The sequence below is a fragment of the Streptomyces chattanoogensis genome, from assembly GCF_001294335.1.
Classification (GTDB): domain Bacteria; phylum Actinomycetota; class Actinomycetes; order Streptomycetales; family Streptomycetaceae; genus Streptomyces; species Streptomyces chattanoogensis.
Genome location: NZ_LGKG01000003.1, coordinates 1 through 2,697, shown reverse-complemented (window position 1 = coordinate 2,697; position 2,697 = coordinate 1). Strand labels below are relative to the sequence as shown.

Sequence of the window (2,697 nt, the reverse complement as noted above, 5' to 3'; positions counted from 1 at the left end):
ACGCGGCACCGTCAACACCAACTTCCCCACATGCCGCGCCCGGCTCATAAACCGAAACGCCTCGGCGGCACGCCGCACATCCCACGCCAGCACCGGCATGTGCCGCAGGGCTCCGTGCGCGAAGAGGTCCGCGATCTCGGCGAGGATCTCCTGGGTACGGGCGAGGGCGAAGTCGGGCAGGTTGTAGGCGGCGTAGCGGACACCGGCGTACTGCGCGGCGATCTCCTGCGGATCGCGGATGTCGGTCTTGCCCATCTCCAGGAAGTGACCGCCGCGGGGCAGCAGCCGCAGCGAGGCCTCGATGAACTCTCCGGCGAGGGAGTTGAGGATGACATCGACGCCCTCGCCGTCCGTGACGGCGAGGAACTTCTCCGCGAAGTCCAGATCCCGCGACGAAGCGATGTGGTCATCGGCGAGCCCCAGCGACCGCAGCACGTCCCACTTCCCCGGACTCGCCGTCGCGAACACCTCACAGCCCCAGTGGCGCGCCAGCTGGATCGCGGCGATGCCGACACCGCCCGCACCGGCGTGGACCAGCACCCGCTGCCCCGCCCGGACGTGTGCCAGGTCGACCAGGCCGTACAGCGCGGTGGTGTACACGACCGGGACCGATGCCGCCTCGGCGAACGTCCAGCCGTCCGGCAGTGGGACCAGATAGCCGCGGTCGGTGGTCGCCACCGGACCGAAGGCGGCGGTGAAGAGGCCGGTGACCCGGTCGCCCACGGCAAGGTCGGTGACTGCGGGACCGACCTCCGTCACGACGCCGGCGGCCTCGCCGCCCATGACCTCGTCGACCTGCACCATGCCGAGCGCGGCGACGACGTCCCGGAAGTTGATTCCCGCGGCCCGGACCGCGACCCGGACCTCCCGGTCACCGAGCGGTGCCTGCTGGTCCGGTGCCGGTGTGAGGGTGAGGTTCTCGAGGGTTCCCTCGCCGGACGTGTCGAGGCGCCACGGCCCGTCGGCCGGCGGGACCAGGGCGTCCTGGGCGGCGGCCCGGACCAGGCGGCGGCAGCGCGCCGTCCCGGTACGGACGACGAGTTCGGCCTCGCCGCTCGCCAGGGCCGCCGGAACGGTCCGGGCGGACGCGTCGAGGTCATCGATGTCGAGCAGGACGAACCGGTCGGGGTTCTCCGACTGAGCGGACCGGATCAGCCCGGTGACGGGGGACTGGGCGAGGTCACCGATCCGTTCGCCCGGCTCGGCGGACACCGCGCCGTGCGTGACGAGCACCAGTTTCGCGGCGGCGAACCGCTCGTCCGCCAGCCACGCCTGAACCAGTTCCAGGGTCTCCCGCAGGGTGGTGTGCACCCCGGTCACCAGGTCGGCGGCGGACGGCGGCGGCGCGGCCGTGAACACCACGTCCGGTACGTCACCTGCCTCACCGAGCTCGGTGAGAGCGGCGTACCGGGCGGCACCCGGGACATCGAACGGAAGCGCATCGCCGAGCACCGCCGCCGACGGCCACGCGGTCTCGTCCGCCTCCTCCGCCGAGGGCAGCGCGGTCCACTGCACCCGGTACAGCGAGTCGGGCTGCGCGGGCGCCGCCGTCAGCTGCCCCGCCGAGAACGGCCGCAGCGTCAGCTCGTCCACGACCGCTACCAACGCGCCCTTGGCATCCGCGAGGTGAAGGCCGTAGGCATCCGTGTCGTGCCGCGAGATCCGTACCCGCAGCAGCGATGCGCCGCCGGCGTGCAGCGAGACGCCGCGCCAGGCGAAGGGCAGTGCCAGCCGGCCGGCGTCGACGACCCCGAGGGCGTGCAGCGCCGCGTCGAACAGGGCGGGGTGCAGTCCGAAGGCTGCCGCATCACCCGCCGCGCCGCCGGTCGCACCGCCGGTCGCGTCGTCGGGCAGTGCGACTTCGGCGTAGAGGTCGTCCCCCAGGCGCCAGGCATCGCGCAGTCCGCGGAATGTCGCACCGTATCCGTAGCCTTCGGCGGCAAGCCGGTCGTAGTGACCGTCGAGGTCCACCCGCTCGGCACCGGCGGGCGGCCAGACACCCAGGTCGGACATCGGTGCCTGGGTTCCCAGCGCCAGGATGCCCGTCGCATGGCAGGTCCAGTCGTGGTCGTCCCGCACCCGGGAGTGGACGGTGATCTCGCGTCGGCCGGTCTCGTCCGCCGCACCGACGACCACCCGCAGCGCGACACCGTCCCGCTCGGGAAGGACCAGCGGCGCCGTCAGCGTGAGTTCCTCGACCTGACCGCACCCCACCTCGTCCGCGGCCCGTACGGCCAGCTCCACGAACGCGGTACCGGGCAGGAGCGCCGACCCGAGCACCGCATGCTCGGCGAGCCACGGCTGGGACCGCAGCGAGAGCCGCCCGGTCAGCACGACGCCTTCGGCACCGGGCAGTTACGGTGCCAGTACGCCGCATCCATGATGGACGTGTCCAGCCAGTCACCCGTCACCGTCGACATCAACGGCACACGGGACTCGCGAGGCTCGATCGAGCCCAGAACCTCCAGCAGCTCATCGCGGAGGACATCCACCTGCGCGGAGTGGGAGGCGTAATCCACGGCAATACGCCGCGCCCGGACATCATCCGCCTCACACGCAGCCATCAACTCGTCCAGCGCACCCGGCTCACCCGAGACGACCACCGAAGCAGGGCCGTTCACCGCGGCGACGGATATCGCCTCGCCCCAGGCAGCGATCCGCTCCCGGACCGCCTCCACACCCAGCGCAACCGACACC

At 72.2% G+C, this 2,697-nt stretch carries 1 protein-coding gene and 1 pseudogene; both read right to left on the bottom strand.

Going from position 1 to position 2,697, the window contains the following annotated elements:
* On the bottom strand, positions 1 to 1,515 hold a 1,515-nt coding region (locus ADL29_RS46470; RefSeq protein WP_425424195.1), incomplete at its 3' end, for a zinc-binding dehydrogenase.
* Positions 1,516 to 1,590: 75 nt separating this feature from the next.
* Positions 1,591 to 2,697: pseudogene (locus ADL29_RS46465) on the bottom strand (acyltransferase domain-containing protein); the annotation flags it as partial.